Source organism: Duncaniella sp. B8 (genome assembly GCF_005304985.1).
GTDB classification, from domain to species: Bacteria; Bacteroidota; Bacteroidia; order Bacteroidales; family Muribaculaceae; genus Duncaniella; species Duncaniella muris.
This window is the reverse complement of sequence record NZ_CP040121.1, coordinates 1,419,847-1,436,570: the sequence shown is the minus strand read 5'-3', so window position 1 is coordinate 1,436,570 and position 16,724 is coordinate 1,419,847. Positions and strand designations below refer to the sequence as shown.

The 16,724-nt window shown below is 53.0% G+C and carries 16 protein-coding genes; 12 read left to right on the top strand and 4 right to left on the bottom strand.

Annotation, left to right across the window (positions count from 1 at the left end; all coding sequences use genetic code 11):
• Positions 1-41 precede the first annotated feature (41 nt).
• Positions 42-623, bottom strand: coding sequence for a cob(I)yrinic acid a,c-diamide adenosyltransferase (locus FDZ78_RS06315; RefSeq protein WP_136408240.1), 582 nt, complete (start codon positions 621-623; stop codon positions 42-44).
• A gap of 203 nt (positions 624-826) precedes the next feature.
• On the opposite strand from FDZ78_RS06315, the gene FDZ78_RS06310 reads away from it, so the two are divergent.
• The 5 genes from FDZ78_RS06310 (at position 827) to FDZ78_RS06290 (ending at position 4,401) form a co-directional block, all read left to right on the top strand.
• Entirely contained in the window at positions 827-1,075 is a 249-nt protein-coding gene (locus FDZ78_RS06310) for a hypothetical protein (RefSeq protein ID WP_107032775.1), read from the top strand.
• 61 nt (positions 1,076-1,136) lie between these two features.
• Positions 1,137-1,739, top strand: coding sequence for a riboflavin synthase (locus FDZ78_RS06305; protein ID WP_136408239.1), 603 nt, complete (start codon positions 1,137-1,139; stop codon positions 1,737-1,739).
• Between the two features lie 203 nt (positions 1,740-1,942).
• Positions 1,943-2,569 (top strand): FKBP-type peptidyl-prolyl cis-trans isomerase, encoded by a 627-nt coding sequence (locus FDZ78_RS06300; RefSeq protein ID WP_107032773.1) that lies wholly within the window; start codon positions 1,943-1,945, stop codon positions 2,567-2,569.
• Positions 2,570-2,627: 58 nt separating this feature from the next.
• Positions 2,628-3,437 (top strand): FKBP-type peptidyl-prolyl cis-trans isomerase, encoded by an 810-nt coding sequence (locus FDZ78_RS06295; RefSeq protein WP_168181955.1) that lies wholly within the window; start codon positions 2,628-2,630, stop codon positions 3,435-3,437.
• A gap of 52 nt (positions 3,438-3,489) precedes the next feature.
• Complete coding sequence (locus FDZ78_RS06290) at positions 3,490-4,401, top strand: FKBP-type peptidyl-prolyl cis-trans isomerase (RefSeq protein ID WP_107032771.1); 912 nt, start codon at positions 3,490-3,492, stop codon at positions 4,399-4,401.
• 76 nt (positions 4,402-4,477) lie between these two features.
• Here FDZ78_RS06290 and FDZ78_RS06285 read toward each other — a convergent pair whose 3' ends face one another.
• The 3 genes from FDZ78_RS06285 to FDZ78_RS06275 form a co-directional block, all read right to left on the bottom strand.
• Positions 4,478-5,674 carry a DUF5309 family protein gene (locus FDZ78_RS06285; protein ID WP_107032770.1) on the bottom strand — a complete coding sequence of 399 codons (1,197 nt, stop codon included), beginning with the start codon at positions 5,672-5,674 and terminating at the stop codon, positions 4,478-4,480.
• Positions 5,675-5,708: 34 nt separating this feature from the next.
• Positions 5,709-5,957 (bottom strand): hypothetical protein, encoded by a 249-nt coding sequence (locus tag FDZ78_RS06280; RefSeq protein WP_123398496.1) that lies wholly within the window; start codon positions 5,955-5,957, stop codon positions 5,709-5,711.
• A gap of 245 nt (positions 5,958-6,202) precedes the next feature.
• Positions 6,203-7,327: an OmpA family protein gene (locus FDZ78_RS06275; protein WP_123398497.1), complete on the bottom strand. Its 1,125-nt coding sequence runs from the start codon at positions 7,325-7,327 to the stop codon at positions 6,203-6,205.
• 468 nt (positions 7,328-7,795) lie between these two features.
• On the opposite strand from FDZ78_RS06275, the gene FDZ78_RS06270 reads away from it, so the two are divergent.
• From FDZ78_RS06270 to uxuA, 7 genes are all read left to right on the top strand, one after another.
• Positions 7,796-8,518 (top strand): NUDIX domain-containing protein, encoded by a 723-nt coding sequence (locus FDZ78_RS06270; protein ID WP_107032767.1) that lies wholly within the window; start codon positions 7,796-7,798, stop codon positions 8,516-8,518.
• A gap of 80 nt (positions 8,519-8,598) precedes the next feature.
• Positions 8,599-10,083, top strand: a complete 1,485-nt coding sequence (locus FDZ78_RS06265) for a xylulokinase (RefSeq protein ID WP_136408238.1) — start codon at positions 8,599-8,601, stop codon at positions 10,081-10,083.
• A 77-nt stretch (positions 10,084-10,160) separates the two neighbouring features.
• Positions 10,161-11,477: a xylose isomerase gene (gene xylA / locus FDZ78_RS06260; RefSeq protein ID WP_107032765.1), complete on the top strand. Its 1,317-nt coding sequence runs from the start codon at positions 10,161-10,163 to the stop codon at positions 11,475-11,477.
• A 97-nt stretch (positions 11,478-11,574) separates the two neighbouring features.
• Positions 11,575-13,056 carry a D-xylose transporter XylE gene (xylE, locus tag FDZ78_RS06255; RefSeq protein WP_123398499.1) on the top strand — a complete coding sequence of 494 codons (1,482 nt, stop codon included), beginning with the start codon at positions 11,575-11,577 and terminating at the stop codon, positions 13,054-13,056.
• Positions 13,057-13,120: 64 nt separating this feature from the next.
• Complete coding sequence (locus FDZ78_RS06250) at positions 13,121-14,659, top strand: alpha-N-arabinofuranosidase (RefSeq protein WP_107032763.1); 1,539 nt, start codon at positions 13,121-13,123, stop codon at positions 14,657-14,659.
• 108 nt (positions 14,660-14,767) lie between these two features.
• Positions 14,768-15,436 carry a bifunctional 4-hydroxy-2-oxoglutarate aldolase/2-dehydro-3-deoxy-phosphogluconate aldolase gene (locus FDZ78_RS06245; RefSeq protein WP_107032762.1) on the top strand — a complete coding sequence of 223 codons (669 nt, stop codon included), beginning with the start codon at positions 14,768-14,770 and terminating at the stop codon, positions 15,434-15,436.
• Between the two features lie 122 nt (positions 15,437-15,558).
• Positions 15,559-16,722 (top strand): mannonate dehydratase, encoded by a 1,164-nt coding sequence (uxuA, locus tag FDZ78_RS06240; RefSeq protein WP_136408237.1) that lies wholly within the window; start codon positions 15,559-15,561, stop codon positions 16,720-16,722.
• Positions 16,723-16,724 lie beyond the last annotated feature (2 nt).

Here is a 16,724-nt window from a genome sequence, read left to right as displayed (position 1 = left end):
AGATCAAATTCTGCAAAGAAAAAAGCTATCCCCGGCGCTGATCATGACTGCTGCCAGGGGATGTCAGGGGTGCCGGTGAAGTGGTTGATGTAGCGGGCGAGGATGAAGAGATAGTCGCTCAGACGGTTTATGTAGGTGAGCACAATCGGTGCCACGGTCTCGCCTGTGTCGGCAAGATTGAGTATCTCGCGTTCGGCGCGGCGACACACAGTGCGGGCCACATGGGCATGGGCAGCCCCGATGCTTCCGCCCGGCAGAATGAAAGTGCGCTGTTCGGGCACTGAGCCATCGAGAGTGTCGATCTGCTGTTCGAGTTCGGCAATGCGGTCGGGGATCACCCTAAGCGACTGCGGCAGCTCGCTGTCATCGGCAGGGGCGGGTGCCGGAGGTGTGGCCAGATAGGCTCCCAGATTGAAGAGCGTGTTGTTGATGCTCAGAAGAGTGGCGGTGACGAAGTTGTCGAGCTGCGCGCAGTGGGCCTGGACAAGACCGATGTGGGCGTTCAGCTCGTCAAGAGTGCCGTAGGCATTTACGCGGGGCGAGTTTTTGGCCACTCGCTTGCCACCGACCAGCGAGGTCATTCCGGCATCGCCGGTGCGCGTATATAGAAGACTTTTTTTCATTTTATGCTGTTGACAGTGAAGATTCCGGATTTAAGATGCTGTTTAAATAACAACCTCTTAAATGCAAATGTCGCAAAAATGGTTTATAAAAATTGTCATAAAAGTATTAAAGTTCTGAAAAAGGTTGTAATTTTGAGCTACACCCGTCACAGGCATACCTTAAATCCCACCTATATATAATATATATACATCATCCTGATCCCATGTCCAGACGTCCTGACTTTTTAGGCGTATTTCTGTTGCTGATTCTGACGTTTCTGGCCGGCGGCATTGCCGAGGCCGGGCTTTCGCGCGGGCTTGTCGATGTGAAAAATTATTCGAGTGCCTCAGGTCCGTCGCTGAAGATGATCCAGAACATGGTGCAGGATGATTTGAAATACGGGGTAAAATTTGTACATTTGCGCGGGTTTCGACTGCTTGCGGGTGACGCGGGCGGTGGCCTGTGTGGATGATCCGGGGTCCGGATGCATCAATAGTTCAGAATTATCAGAATCATAAAAACAAATATTGGATATGTTTTCAGGAATCGTTGAAGAAGCAGCCGAAGTGGTTGAAGTTGTGCGCCGTGAGGGCAATGTGGATATGCGCGTCAGATGCAGTTTCACTGATGAGCTGAAGATTGACCAGAGTGTGGCCCACAATGGTGTGTGTCTGACTGTGGTTGCTCTGCCCGGCGACGGGACTTATACCGTGACTGCGATCCAGGAGACGCTTGACCGCAGTAATCTCGGTCTGCTTGAGGCCGGGAGCCGTGTGAACCTCGAACGTTCTATGCTTATGAACGGCCGTCTTGACGGGCATATAGTGCAGGGCCATGTGGACTGCACGGCTGTCTGCGAGGAGATTGAAGAGGTGGAGGGAAGCCGCTACTATAAGTTCAGCTATGAGGTTGATCCGCGCATGGCCGCAAAGGGTTATGTGACTGTGGAGAAGGGTTCTGTGACGGTCAACGGCGTGAGTCTGACTGTTTGCGATTCGGAGCAGTTCTCTTTCCGTGTGGCGATCATTCCCTATACATTCGAGCATACCAATTTCAAGGATATCCGTCCGGGCAGCCGTGTGAACATCGAGTTCGATATCATAGGCAAGTATCTTGCGCGTCTTAACGAGTTTTAAGCCGCTGCCAGTCCAACTATTGGTGCTGTAGGGCGTTATAAGTCTGAAGGATGTGCCGGCCGGGCCTTTCGGCAGGCTGATGTTTCTCTTGATGAAGGCTTATGGCTGCTGATTTAACTTTTTTAAATTAAAAATATTAAAGGGGTAGCCGTAAAATAGCCTATCTTTGCAGACTTGATGACAACAAACGAACTTATATAATTATGGAAAATAAAGAATTAGACCGTATCAGCTATGCTCTCGGACTGAGCATGGGCAATAATTTCCGTGCGAGCGGAATTCAGGAAATCAACGTTGAGGATTTTGCCGATGGCGTTGCCGCTGTGTTCTACGGAAGTGAGCCCAAGATGACTTATGACGAGGCTAAGGCTGAGATTCAGAAATATTTCACTGCTCTTGAAGAGAAGCAGCGCGCCGAGGCTGCGAAGATGGCCGATGTTAATGCCGCTGCGGGCAAGCAGTTCCTTGAAGAGAACGGCAAGCGTGTGGAGGTCAAGACCACTGCTTCGGGTCTGCAGTATGAGGTGATCGAGGATGGTGACGGCGAGATGCCTACCGCTCAGGATCAGGTTGAGGTGCACTATACCGGCAAGCTGATCGACGGCACTGTGTTTGACAGTTCTGTTGAGCGTGGTGTTCCGGCTACTTTCGGTGTCACTCAGGTGATTCCCGGCTGGGTCGAGGCTCTTCAGCTGATGAAGGCCGGTTCGAAGTGGCGTCTGTTCATTCCCTCTCAGCTGGCTTACGGCCCTCAGGGTGCAGGCGGCATGATCGGTCCGAACTCGACCCTGATTTTCGATGTCGAACTTCTGAAGGTCATCAAAAAGTAAGACGGCCGTCTCTGCCTGAGATGACTGACAATGCGATATGCAGATAAAAGGTATTGCAATGCGAGCAGTTCGGGGGCTGGTTCTGGCGGCCGTGCTGACGCTTGCTTTTAAGGCTGAGGCTCAGACTGCGGCTTCTGATTCGCTTACGCGGGCGCTGGCTACGTTCTGGGGCACTTCGGTGAAGAGCGAGAGGCTTAGTCCTGCCGAGAATCTCCGTTTTCTTGAGGGTGTGGAGGCGGCTCTGACCGATACTACTTCGGCAAGCAGCGCCTACCGCAACGGGATCGGTGTGGGAATGAATTTCCTGTCCGGTCTGCGTGAAATGGAGTCGCTGGGCATGAAGGTTGACCGCGAGGCGTTTGCCAAGGCTGTAGTCACTGTGCTCAATGGAGGCAGTGTCGGTTTCACGGCCGGTAGCGCGGGTGAGTTCATCGACCGTCAGATCGCTCCGCTCGTGGGCGGCTACGATTCTTCGGCTTTCACTCCTGAGAGCCAGGCTGCTTTCCTTGCGGAGGCCGCCGGAAAGAAGGGGGCGGTGACAACTCCTTCAGGGCTCGTGTTCGAGGTGATCACCGAGGGCGAGGGCGATTTTCCGGGCGCTGCCGACAAGGTCAATATCGAGTACACCGGCCGTCTGAGCAACGGGAGTGTCTTCGACAAGACCGAGGAGCCTGTGAGCTTCGATCTGGTGCGCCTTGTTCCGGGTTTCCGCGAGGGGCTGCAGATGATGCGTCCCGGCGGTGAATACCGGATTGTGCTTCCGGCCTCTCTGGGCTATGGCGAGCGCGGTGTGGGCGATGTGATTCCTCCGGGTGCGGCCATCGAGTTTACCGTCAGGCTGCTTTCGGTCGACCGCTCTCAGCCGTGATGCGTATTTGGAATAGAAACAACACCATATTAAAATAACAATTACAAAGTTTATGAAAAAACTTCTCATGGTATGCGGCGTCGCCGCTATGATGTTTGGTGCTACTTCATGCAACAAGACATCTTCTTCTGACAATGCCAACCAAGGTTTTGGCGACTCTCTCTCTGTTGCGATGGGTTCTGCCCAGGGCAGCCGTCTTCTTTCGGAATATATGACACTTCCCGAAGAGCAGCAGGCCAACTACAAGAAAGACGATATTCTCCGCGGTCTCAAGCAGGCTCTTATGACCGACACTACCCAGCAGGGCTATCTGACTGGTTTCCAGTTCGGTATGCAGCTGTTCGGCCAGATTCTCCGCTATGAGGAGGCCGGTGTGCCCATTGACCGCAACAAGCTCTATGAGGCTTATGCCAAGGCGTTCTCTGCCGATTCTGTTGATTCAGATCAGATGCGCGAGCTCCAGACCGAGTTCCAGGCTCTTGCCCAGCAGGCCCAGCAGAAGATGATGGAATACTATCAGAAGCAGGAAGCTGCTGCCCGCGAGGCTAAGGAGAACAGCCCTGAGGCCAAGGAAAACGTGGCCAAGGGTGAGGCTTATCTGAAGGATCAGATGGCTAAAGATCCTGAAATCAAGGTTACTGAGTCGGGTCTCGCCTATAAGGTGATCAAGGCCGGCGAAGGTGAGGCTGTAGGTGCCAACGGCAGCGCAAAGGTTAAATACGTGGGCAAACTCATCGACGGTAAGGAGTTCGACAGCAATTCCGAGGGTGTGGTTATGAACCCCAACCGTGTTGTGCCCGGTTTCGGCGAAGGTCTTTCAATGATGAAGAACGGTTCGAAGTATGTGCTTTATATCCCCGGCAAGCTTGCTTACGGTGTGGATGGCAATCCGCAGGCCGGTATCGCTCCCAATGCGATGCTTGTGTTTGAGGTTGAGACTTCTGACGTGACACCTGCCAAATAACAAGGCTTTATAAAAAGAAAAAATGCCGGAGGGCTCCCGATGCGGGGGCTCTCCGGATTTTTTTTGGGCGGCGGGATCAGCGGGCGGTGATGCGCATGTGGGCGTTGGGATGGCGGAGCACAAGGCAGGAGGCTTCGGTGAGGACTACTCCTTCGGTGTTGCGCAACCCCTGTTTGCGGAAGCTGATGCGCTCGGCCGAGAAGGGGACATGGCTGTATTTGGTGAGATATTCGGGGTCGATGACCATGCCGTTGTCAGGCATTCCGCATAGGTCGAAGACTTCGGAGTGGTGCACGTAGAGGGTGCCGAATTTGGTGACTATGAGGTGGAAGTCTATGCCCCAGATGGTTTTCTTCTCGGTGGCGCTTACGGTGCGGACGGCTTTGAAGGTGTTGAGGGCTTCGATTAGTCCTGAGCCGGCTATCAGTACTTTGCGGGCCGATCCGGAGTGTCCGGTGAAGGCTTTTCGGGCGAGCCTGACAATGGCGGTCTCGTCGAAATCGGCAGGGGAGTAGGTGAAGGTGTTGTCGGTCTGGTTCCAGATGCCTCCGGTGAGAAAGACTTCGTCACCTGTGGCTGCGAGTTCGATGCGGGAGCGGGCGCCGAAGAGGAATGATTTTTCCATGCCGAGACGCATGTCCATTATAGCCACTTCTTCCTGGTCGGTGAATTCCCAGCCCACTTCCTTGTCGGCAAGTCGCTGATAGAGACTTTCTTCAACCTGGCTTTTGAAGATCTGGCAGAAGTTGTAGTCTTTGCGCGGGAGGGCGATGAACTGGGTGGTCTGCACGTCGAGCTCGCGGGCGGCACGGCCCATGCGGACCACGGGATCTCCTACTTTCAGGTCGAATGTGGCGGGAGTGCTGTCGGCGTTGACGGGAATGACGGTCAGGGTGTCGGCGCTGATTTCGGTGATGTAGCCTACGAGGGCCTGGCCTTTGTAGCTGCCGGTAGTCACGGAGAGGGTGGGAAGCAGCACTGTTTCGGTTTCGGAGAAGATGGCGCTGTTGGCAACTCTGATCGAGAACTGTTTGCCGGTTTCGACTGACAGCGAGCGGTTGCCTTCGGTGATGTTGGTGCTGCCTTCCTTGGTGTCGACCGAATAGTATTCCACTCGCATCGAGCCGGCGTGGCGGGCGGTGCCGAGGCGTGAAATCTGGTCAAGAGGGGTGGAGGAGGGGCGGATTTTTACAATGCGGCTGTCGATTTCGTTGCGCAGGAGTTCGGGTGAGATCTCATTTGAGAGGGTGGTGGTGAGAATGTTGGGTTCCATAGAGATGGGTTAAAGGTGAAAAAAAGTGGATGGTTCAGTCGGGCCATGCGCTCGGACGCATTGATGCGAGGACGGAGTCTGTGGGGTCGGACTGTGGGGCGGGACGGTCGTGGTCCTCGTGGCGCACGAGTTCCCAGAGGGTGTAGTGGCGCCGCGTGGGTGGCGGAGATGAGGGAGCGGTGTCAGGCAAAGGCGCAGGAGCCGGTTCGGGCTGAACGGAGGTGGCGGCTGCGGCAGGTGAGGCGGTGTCGGGGTTCGGTGGGGGTGTCTGAGTTGTTTCCATGAGCTGATGATCGGTTTTTTTGGTGGAGTTGAGATGCGGGTGAATTTTTTTTGGAGGGGAGGGATGCGGGAGTCGGGAGTTGTGTCAGAGGGGCTGTGGGGGTTGACAATGCAAAGTTAAGGCCGGGTGGAGGCGGTTTTGGTGCGATAATGCGGGGAGGGGTGAAATTTTTTCAAAAAAATCCCCTCGCATCCGGCTGACGGGTGCGAGGGGCAGTGATTGTGTTTCGCTATATTTCAGAGAGATTATTCTTCAAGAGTACAGATGGATACACGGTTCCAGGACTCTTCGGCAAACATGTTGCCGATACCTTCGCCCTTGGCGTCGATGCGGTCAGAGGGAATTTTGTATTTCTTGATAAGAGAATTCTTCACTGATTCGGCGCGGGCTGCAGCGAGGCGTTCGTTGAATTCGAGTGAACCGTCGGGAGAAGCGTAGCCGCGGATCTGGACTTTTGCTTTCGGGTGGTTCTTGAGGTAAGCGGCGATCATTTCGACGTTAGGCATCTGGTCGGCAGTGATCTTGCTTGAACCGATCTTGAAGAAGACGTAGCGCACGGACGAAAGGGTGTTTTCCTTTACAACCTTTGCGGGTTTTGCATTGGCTGCCGCGAGGGCTGCAGTGAGTTCGGCGTTCTTGGCGTTGGCTGCGGCGAGGGCTGCGTCACGTCCGTCGATATCGGCGCGGAGGGTGTTGACTCGGTCGTTGAGGGCGGCGATTTCAGCAGAGTTGTCGACCGGAACCACACATTCGAAGCCGGGGCCGAAGTTGTAGTTGAATCCCACTGCGATGTTGAAGTTGGCGCGTCGGGCGTTGAATCCCATGTTTTTGTATTCCGAATTGTTGCCCGTCAGGTTGAATAGCACGCTCGGCTTGAGGGCGATGGAGACGTTTTCGGAAACATTGAAGTTGAAGTTGAGGCCGAACTTGGTCGAGATGTCGTTGGGGTCGTGGTGATTTGCGATGTAGTCGCGGCTCCATCCGATGCCGGCCACGGCTTCAAGTCCGAAGGGGCGCGGGTCACAGCTGAATCCCAGGAATGCGTTTGTGAGATTGAAGGTTCCGTAGCCGCCTACATAGGAGTTGTCAAATGCGGTGTGGCTGTGGCGGTGTCCGTTGACCGATGAGGTGTTGATCCCGAATATACCTTCAACGCCTACCCCGAAGAGGGGAGTGAGCTGTTTGCCGAAGTGGAGACCTACTGTAGGACGCATGTTCTGGAAGAAGGAGTGACCCTTCAGTGGAGTTGTCGCACCGACGTCAATGCCGATATTCCAGTTATCACCGAATGTAGGGCGCTCGATAATGTTTTGTGCCGAGGCTCCCATTACACAGCCGGCAAGGGCTGTTGCAACTAAGAATTTTTTCATATCCTTTGCTGTTTTTAGTTGATGTTGAGTAGAGTTTTTTGGTCGTTTTATCTTATAAACAACCTATGGGGTGAGATGGTTTGAAAATTCCGGTTGTGACAGGGACGGCTGATTTGATGGACTTCGTTATATCTATAAATATAGACGTGGCTGAATCCGGCCGGGGATTAGCAAAGTTTAACAGTCGGCTTGCGGGGCAGAGGCCGCGGGAGGCTTATTGTCAAATATACCCTAAGCCTGCGGGCGGCGTAAGCTATCTAAGCGCACGGCAGACAGTGATTTTGAGGCAGCGGCCGTGTTGGCCGGCAGGTCTTATTGTAACGGGCACACGAAGAACAGGGATATTGTCATGGTTAAGAAAACTAAAAGGATAGATTTTAATGTTTTAAAACATATTTTTCCGGGAAATTTTATTGTTGGAAAATTTGTACTTTTGTCAGTGTAAGCTAAAAACCTAATCAAAAGCCTATAGAAAACATGTCAACTCCTCTGGCAAACAATCATATCTCTGTTGACTGCGTGGTTTTCGGATTCGACGGCACTGATCTGCGTGTGCTCCTTGTGAAGCGCAGTGGAAGTGACGATGGCGGAGACTACAATGATATGAAACTCCCCGGCAGTCTTATTTATCGTGATGAAGACCTTGATGAAGCCGCAGGCCGTGTGCTCGAAGAGCTGACAGGAATCAAAGATCTGAGCCTGACGCAGTTCAAGGCCTTCGGCTCGAAAGACCGCACCAGCAATCCCCGCGATGTGCTCTGGCTTGAGAGAGCGCAGAAAGAGCATGTGGAGCTGATTGTCACCATAGCCTATTTCGCGCTTGTGAAACTCGACAAAGCTTTGGAGAAAACAGTGGACCCCGCCCAGGCACAGTGGTGCCGGATCGATGACATAGGACCTCTGGCTTTTGACCATAACCTTATTATAGAGGAGGCCCGGAAAGCCATACGCCGTGAAGCTGACAACAACAGGGCTCTGCTTTTCGATCTGCTGCCTAAGAAATTCACGGCCTCGCAGCTGCGCAAACTCTCGGAGATCATCAACGGAAAGACTCTTGATGTTAGAAATTTCCACAAAAAGATAGCCCAGATGCCTTACATAGTGCCTCTTGACGAAAAGCAGCAGGGAGTCTCGCACCGCGCAGCCCGCTTCTACCGCTTCGACCGGAAGGCTTACACCGTGATGAGATAGAACCCAGCCGCAGCCTTCTCAGGCACAGAAAAATTTAACGTAAATCACCAATTAATAAAAAACACAGACAGGAAACGATTATGTATCTATTAGGATATGACATAGGCAGCTCGTCAGTGAAAGCGAGCCTCGTCAATGCCGAGACCGGCAAGACCGTAGCTTCTGATTTCTATCCCAAGACAGAAGCCGAGATAATAGCCGTCAAGGCCGGATGGGCCGAACAGCGCCCCCAGCAGTGGTGGGATTGCCTGAAACACGCCACCGCAAGCATCATGGCAAGTTCAGGAATCGACCCCAAAGAAATCAAAGCCATCGGCATTTCCTATCAGATGCACGGCCTTGTGCTCGTAGACAAAGACAAGCAGCCCCTGCGTCCGGCCATCATCTGGTGTGACTCGCGCGGTGTGCCCTATGGCGAAAAGGCCTTCGGAGCACTCGGCGAAGAAAAATGTCTGAGCCACATACTCAACTCTCCGGGCAACTTCACAGCCACAAAACTGGCCTGGGTGAAAGAAAACGAGCCTGAACTCTTCGAGAAGATCTATAAGATAATGCTTCCCGGCGACTACGTGGCCATGCGTCTGACCGACCGCATCTGCACCACTGTGTCAGGCCTTTCGGAAATGATGCTCTGGGACTTCAAAGAAGGCAAGGTGGCAGATTTCCTGCTGGAATATTTTGGATATGACGCAGACATAATACCTGAGATAGTGCCGACATTCTCTGTCCAGGGCCTTGTGAGCGCGGAAGCCGCAGCCGAGCTCGGTCTGGCCGAGGGAATCCCCGTCAGCTACCGTGCCGGCGACCAGCCCAACAACGCTCTGTCGCTCAACGTGTTCAACCCCGGTGAAATTGCTTCTACAGCAGGAACATCCGGAGTAGTCTACGGCGTGCTCGGCGAGGTTAACTACGACCTGAAGAGCCGCGTCAACACCTTTGCCCATGTCAACCATACCAATGACCGGACCCGCCTCGGAGTGCTGCTCTGCATCAACGGAACCGGCATCCTCAACTCATGGAGCAAGCGCACTGTGGCCCCTGAAGGCATCGGCTATGCCGAGATGAACGATGTAGCCGACCAGGCTCCTATCGGTGCCGCCGGTGTGTCGGTGATTCCTTTCGGCAACGGAGCCGAGCGAGTGCTGCAGAACAAGGAAGTCAACTGCTCGATCCACGGCGTGAACTTCCTTACCCACAACAAATCGCATCTGCTTCGCGCCGCTCAGGAGGGCATCGTGTTCTCATTCATTTATGGCATGGAGATCATGGAGCAGATGGGCATGCCGATCAACAAGATCCACGCCGGACACGCCAACATGTTCCTCAGCCCGCTTTTCCGCAACACTCTTGCCGGAGTCAGCGGAGCCACAATCGAGCTTTATGACACAGACGGCTCTGTAGGCGCCGCAAAGGGCGCCGGAATGGGTGCCGGAATCTATAAGGACAACAACGAGGCTTTCGCTTCGCTGGAAAAAATCGAGGTCATCGAGCCGGTGGCCGCTGACCGCCAGGCCTACGTCGAGGCTTATGCCCTCTGGAAAGAACGCCTGATGCGTGAGCTTTAAAAAAACGTCCTTCTTTCAGACTGAAAATCAAAAAAACAGAAATCAATAAATAAAAATCATCCAATTACCTTATTATTATGGCAGTAAAAGAATATTTTCCCGGTATCGGAAAAATCAAGTTCGAAGGCAAGGAATCAAAGAATCCTATGGCCTACCGTTATTATGACGCTGAAAAAGTGATCCTTGGCAAGCCCATGAAAGAATGGCTCAAGTTTGCGATGGCCTGGTGGCACACTCTCTGTGCTGAAGGAGGCGACCAGTTCGGCGGATCTTCAAAGAAATTCCCCTGGAACGAAGGTGCTGACGCTCTGACAATCGCAAAGCAGAAGGCTGACGCCGGTTTTGAGTTCATGCAGAAGATGGGCATCGAATATTTCTGCTTCCATGACGTAGACCTCGTTGACGAAGGCTGCTCTGTAGAGGAATATGAGCACAACATGAAGGAAATCGTAGCTTATCTCAAGGGCAAGATGGCCGAAACCGGCATCAAGAACCTCTGGGGTACTGCAAACGTGTTCAGCAACGGCCGTTACATGAACGGAGCCGCTACCAACCCTGACTTCGACGTTGTGGCCCGCGCTGCTGTCCAGATCAAGAACGCTATCGATGCCACTATCGAACTCGGCGGTACAAACTACGTGTTCTGGGGTGGCCGCGAAGGTTACATGAGCCTCCTCAACACCGATCAGAAGCGTGAGAAAGAACACCTCGCAACCATGCTCCGTCTGGCCCGCGACTACGCCCGCTCAAAAGGCTTCACCGGCACATTCCTCATCGAACCCAAGCCTATGGAACCCAGCAAGCACCAGTATGACGTTGACAGCGAAACCGTTATCGGCTTCCTCAAGCAGCACGGTCTTGACAAGGACTTCAAGCTCAACATCGAAGTTAACCACGCAACTCTCGCCGGTCACACATTCGAACACGAACTCGCAGTGGCAGTGGACAACGGTATGCTCGGCTCTATCGACGCAAACCGCGGCGACTATCAGAACGGCTGGGATACCGACCAGTTCCCCATCGACAACTTCGAACTCATCCAGGCCATGATGCAGATCATCCGCAACGGCGGTCTCGGCAACGGCGGTACAAACTTCGACGCAAAGACCCGTCGCAACTCTACCGATCTCGAAGACATCTTCATCGCCCACATCGCAGGCATGGATGCTATGGCCCGCGCACTTGAAAGCGCAGCCGCTCTTCTCGAAGAATCACCCTACAAGGATATGCTCCGCGAACGCTACGCATCATTCGATGCCGGCAAGGGCAAGGACTTCGAAGAAGGCAAGCTGACTCTCGAAGACGTATATGCTTACGGCAAAGAAGTAGGCGAACCCAAGCGCACTTCCGGCAAGCAGGAACTCTACGAGGCTATCGTGGCAATGTACTGCTGATAGGCCCGACCAGATTTTCAGGGAATGTTCGTGTGGCTTTTAGGAAGCCACACGGGCATTTCCCTTATTCTCTTCATCCAAAACTTCTTACCACACCATGAATTATCCCCAGAATGGAAGCAAGACTTATCTTTTTTCGATAGTACTTGTCGCAGTGCTCGGAGGCCTGCTTTTCGGCTATGACACAGCCGTTATTTCAGGAGCTGAAAAAGGTCTTCAGGCATTTTTCCTCGGAGCAAAAGATTTTGTTTATACAGACACAATTCACGGCATCACTTCGTCAAGCGCGTTGTTGGGCTGTATCATAGGCAGTGCCATTTCCGGCTTCTTCGCATCTTATTTCGGCCGCAAGCGCTCGCTTGCAATAGCCGGAGTGTTCTTTTTCCTTTCGGCGCTCGGCAGCTATTACCCGGAATTCATGCTTTTTGATCATGGCGTTCCTTCGGCAAGTCTGCTGGTCGCTTTTAATTTTTATCGTATTCTCGGCGGTATCGGCGTGGGTCTGGCCTCGGCCATCTGCCCGATGTATATAGCCGAAGTCGCTCCTTCGAATATCCGAGGCACACTCGTGTCGTGGAACCAGTTTGCCATCATCTTCGGTCAGCTTGTAGTATATTTTGTCAACTTCCTCATCCTCGGCGAACACACTCAGCCCATCATTGAGAAAATCAGCGAGACAATCTATCAGGTTTCTGACAAATCAGACCTCTGGACCATTCAGACCGGATGGCGCTACATGTTCGGCAGCGAGGCTTTTGTAGCCGGCATCTTCACCATACTTGTGTGTCTGGTCCCTGAGTCGCCCCGCTATCTCGCGCTCGTAGGCAAAGACGAAAAGGCCCTTATGGTGCTTTCGCATATCAACGGTTATGAAAAGGCCAAAGAGGTTCTCGGCCAGATCAAGCAGACCGTCGAGGTCAAGAGCGAGAAGCTTTTCTCTTTCGGCGTGATGGTTATCTTTGTCGGCGTGATGCTTTCTGTGTTCCAGCAGGCCGTAGGTATCAACGCTGTGCTTTACTATGCTCCGCGTATTTTCGAATCGATGAACATGGGTAATCCGATGGTTCAGACCGTCATCATGGGCATTGTCAACATCACCTTCACTCTTGTCGCTGTATTCTCCGTCGAGAAACTCGGCCGCAAGCCTCTGCTCATCTGGGGCTCGATCGGCATGGCTGTCGGTGCGTTCGGCGTAGCTGCCTCCAACCTTGTGGAAGTCAATCCGCTCGTGCCCGTGGTTTCTATCATGGTCTACTCGGCTTCGTTTATGTTCTCATGGGGCCCGATCTGCTGGGTGCTCATCGCCGAAATTTTTCCCAACACCATCCGCTCAGCTGCGGTGGCTATCGCCGTTGCCTTCCAGTGGATCTTCAACTTCATAGTGTCGTCAACATTCGTTCCGATGTACAACATGACTCTCGGCGACATGGGCGACAAGTTCGGCCATATGTTCGCCTATGCGCTCTACGGTGTGATCTGTATCGTAGCCGCATGGTTTGTTGCCTCTCTTGTGCCTGAGACCAAGGGCAAGACTCTTGAGGATATGACAAACCTCTGGCGCAAGCGCGACGGCAAATAAGAACAGTTTTTTTACAACCTCTAAATTTTCTGACGGGTTACAATTTCTAAAGTTAAATAAGATTATGAATATTAAATCATTATCATTAGCATTTGCCACAGCCGCATTATCGCTGACTGCCGCTGCGGCCGGAAAAGTTAATGTCAGCCTGAATCCCACAGACTCGGCTCCTGTGATCGAACCAGAAATCTACGGTCAGTTCACCGAACATCTCGGCCGTTGCATCTATGGCGGCATATGGGTAGGGGAGGATTCTGAAATTCCCAATACCAGAGGCTATCGCAACGATGTGCTGGAAGCCATCCGTGAGCTCAAGGTGCCCGTGATGCGCTGGCCCGGCGGATGTTTCGCCGATGAATATCACTGGATGGACGGAATCGGTCCGCGCGAGCAGCGTCCGAGAATGGTCAACACCAACTGGGGCGGTACCGTGGAGGACAATTCATTCGGCACCCATGAGTTCCTTGATCTCTGTGAACTCACCGGCGTGGAGCCGTATATCAGCGGTAATGTCGGAAGCGGTTCTGTCGAGGAACTTGCCAAATGGGTAGAATATATGACAGCCAATGACGGCCCTATGGCAAAACTTCGCAAGGAAAACGGCCGCGAAAAGCCCTGGAAACTCAAATATCTCGGTATCGGCAACGAAACCTGGGGCTGCGGCGGCAACATGACTCCCGAATATTATTCGGATATCTATCGCCGTTACGCTACCTACTGCCGCAATTTCAACGGCAACCAGCTCTATAAGATCGGCTGTGGTGCGGATGCCTATAACTACAACTGGACAGATGTCTGCATGAAGAATGCCGGGCGCATGATGGACGGTATCTCGCTTCACTACTATTGTGTCGACGACTGGTCCAATAAAGGCGCGGCACGCGAATTTGATCAGGATGGATACTATTGGCTCATGGGCAAAGCATTTGATATCGATACCCTTATCAGAGCCCACTCGCAGATCATGGACAAGTATGATCCGGAAAAGCGTGTAGGCCTCCTCGTTGACGAATGGGGCACATGGTGGGAAGTGGAACCCGGAACAAATCCCGGACACCTCTATCAGCAGAACACCATGCGCGACGCGCTCGTGGCAGCTCTGTCGCTCAACGTCTTCAACTCTCACGCTGACCGTGTGCGCATGGCCAACATAGCCCAGTTTGCCAACGTGCTTCAGGCCATGCTCCTGACCAAGGATGAATTCATGGTAAAGACCCCCACATTCTATGTGTTCAAGAGCTATGCCGCCCATCAGGGAGCCCGTCTGGTGCCGCTCACCACTGACGCCGGGCTGATGACCGTAAGAAAAGGCCGTACGGTGCCCGTGCTGACGGCTTCGGCTTCGGTCAAAGACGGTGTGACCACTGTGTCTCTTGTCAATGTCCTGCTTGACAAGCCGCAGGAAGTTGTCATTGATCTCGGTGGCATCAAGGCCTCGAAGGTCAGCGGCGAAGTACTGACAGCGGCCGATGTGCATGACTATAACGATTTCGGGCAGGCTGAAAAGGTGGCTCTGAAGCCTTTCTCTGGTGCGAAAATCAAAAACGGCAAGGTCACTCTGACAATGCCGGCCCACTCGATAGTCACTCTGAGCCTGAATTGACAGATCATTTGGCAGGGAGGCTACAATAAGAGGCTCCCTGCCTACGTTTTATTCTTTGGAAGAATTTATACCAAATCGTACAATCAATTATTACCTTCAATCACAAAAATGGCTAAATTTGATAAAATCGCAGTTCTCGCCAAGATGGGCGAGACCGGTGTTGTCCCGGTGTTCTATCACAAGGATGCTGAAGTGGCAAAACAAGTAGTGAAAGCCTGCTATGACGGAGGCGTGCGCGCTTTCGAATTCACTAACCGAGGCGACTTTGCTCACGAGGTCTTTGCAGAAGTTGTTAAATTCGCTGCCAAGGAATGCCCTGACATGGCAATGGGTGTAGGCTCTATCGTTGATCCCGCCACTGCCGCTCTCTATATCCAGCTTGGCGCCTGCTTCATTGTCGGCCCGCTCTTCAACCCCGAAGTGTCGCGCGTCTGCAACCGCCGTCTCGTTCCCTACACCCCCGGCTGTGGCACAGTAAGTGAAGTCGGTGCAGCTCAGGAAACCGGCTGTGACCTCTGCAAGTGCTTCCCCGGCGACGTTCTCGGCACCAAGTTTGTCAAAGGTCTTCTCGCTCCGATGCCCTGGACCAAGCTCATGGTCACCGGTGGCGTTGAACCGACCAAGGAAAATATCGAAGGTTGGATCAAGGCCGGCGTATGGTGTGTCGGAATGGGATCCAAGCTCTTCCCGAAAGATCGCGTAGCCGCTCAGGACTGGGCATATGTGACCGAAAAATGTCGCGAAGCCCTCTCTTATGTGGCTGAAGCCCGTAAATAATTCAGATGATCTCCGGACATCAATATCGCTGACGGCGTGTTTCTGGTTGGATTTTCGATCCGGAACACGCCGTCAGGTTTTTTTAAGAGTTTCATAGAAATACAATTTTTACAAGTAATTTAATGGAAAAGACATGGCGTTGGTTTGGCCCTAATGACAAGATCACTCTTGAAATGCTCCGTCAGATCGGAGTAGAGGGCATCGTGACCGCTCTCCATCATATTCCCAACGGAGAGGTGTGGTCACTTGACGAAGTGAATCGGATGAAAGACTTTATCGAGGCCGCAGGTCTCCGCTGGAGCGTGGTCGAGAGTCTTCCGGTTTCAGAGTCGATAAAATATGGCGGTGAAGACCGCGATCAGCTGATTGAAAACTACAAGGAATCGCTGCGCAATCTCGGCAAATCGGGAATCAGGACCGTCTGCTACAACTTTATGCCTGTCCTCGACTGGGCGCGTACAGATCTTGAATATCCGAATCCCGACGGGACCTCCAATCTATATTTCAACTTCGGCGAATTCGCCTATTTCGATATCCATATCCTGCATCGCAAGGATGCTGCCCGCGATTATGATGAAGTAACTCTTGCCCGTGTCGACGAACTCCGCAAAGTCATGACACCGGAAGGGAAGAAGCGCCTGGTTGACAACATCATTGTCAAAACCCAGGGCTTTGTCAACGGAAACATTTCTGAAAACGATCTTGATCCCGTGCAAAAATTCCGTGACCTTCTTGCCCTCTATGACGGCATCGACGCCGGCAAACTCCGTGAGAATATGGCCTACTTCCTGAATGCCATCATGCCGGTCTGCCGTGAATATGATATAAACATGTGCGTGCATCCCGATGATCCCCCACGGCCGATTCTCGGCCTGCCGCGAATCGTAACCTGCGATGCAGACATCCGGGCGTTTCTTGACGCCGTGCCTGATCCGCACAACGGTCTGACTTTCTGCGCAGGCTCGCTCAGCGCCGGTGTCCACAACGATATCCCCGCTCTGGTCCGCAAATATGCCTCCCGCACTCATTTTGTCCATGCACGAATCTGCAACGTGCTCCCCAACGGCGATTTCAAAGAGTCGACCCATCTCGATCAGCGCCTGATCGACGTAGTGCGCACTTTCGAGCGTGAGCGTCCCGGAGTCCCGATGCGTGTTGACCACGCTCCGCTTATGCTCGGTGATGAAAAGATGGGCTACAATGCCGGCTACTCTTTCCACGGACGTATGCTTGCTCTCGGAATGGTTTCAGGCATAATGGCCACAGTCCACACAGAGAATACCTAACA